General features: G+C 66.4%; 1 protein-coding gene and 1 pseudogene. Both read left to right on the top strand.

Annotation, left to right across the window (positions count from 1 at the left end; all coding sequences use genetic code 11):
• The first annotated feature begins 81 nt into the window (after positions 1–81).
• Positions 82–261 carry a hypothetical protein gene (locus tag ABD323_RS43270; protein WP_184920207.1) on the top strand — a complete coding sequence of 60 codons (180 nt, stop codon included), beginning with the start codon at positions 82–84 and terminating at the stop codon, positions 259–261.
• Between the two features lie 78 nt (positions 262–339).
• Positions 340–664 (top strand): annotated as a pseudogene (locus tag ABD323_RS43265) (hypothetical protein); the annotation flags it as partial.

The following is a 664-nucleotide window of genomic DNA, read 5'->3' as shown; positions in this document are numbered from 1 at the left end:
CCACGCACTCTGAGTGAGAGTGTGGAAGGATGTCAGCACCTGCGAGGGGGGTCACCCAACACAGGTAGGGGGCCTCCGCGCATGCGGATCGAGCGCGTCATCATGCTATCCACCGACGACCCAGTGGCCGTCGTCCGGCGTCCCGGGCTTGGCCCGGTCGTCCTGTTGAACGCCGCCCGCGTGACCGAGGCTGCTGCAGCCCGGTTCGAGCAGCGTCTGCGCGCTGACCGCACGCTCCTCGATCTCTTCCCCAGCGCGTAACCCACACTGCACACCCAGTCCAACTGGCGGGTGCCTGCGGTGTCGTGGGCGCCCGCCCCCACCAAGGGGGTCATCACCTTGGCAACTGCCGAGAAGGTCTACAAGGTCAGGAACGGCCAGAAGACCAAGCAATTCAGCTGGAGATGCGTCTACATCAAGCCCGATGGCAACCGCGGCTTCAAGCCCGGTTTCCCAACGTTGAGGAAGGCGAAGGACTGGGGCAACGCCGAGGAGGCGAAGGTCAAGGCCGGTACCTGGATTGACCCTGATCTCGCGACCCTGCAGTTCGGGACGTGGGCCCGGGAGTGGATGGGGGAGAAGGCGCCGCGCGGGCGCACCACCACGACCCGATGGGAGAAGCTGGAGGCCCACATCCTGCCCCGATGGGAGCACGTTCCGCTGC

Source organism: Kitasatospora nipponensis (genome assembly GCF_039528135.1).
Taxonomy (GTDB): Bacteria; Actinomycetota; Actinomycetes; order Streptomycetales; family Streptomycetaceae; genus Kitasatospora; species Kitasatospora nipponensis.
Note: the sequence above shows the minus strand (reverse complement) of the source record. Positions and strands in the feature narration are given on the sequence as shown.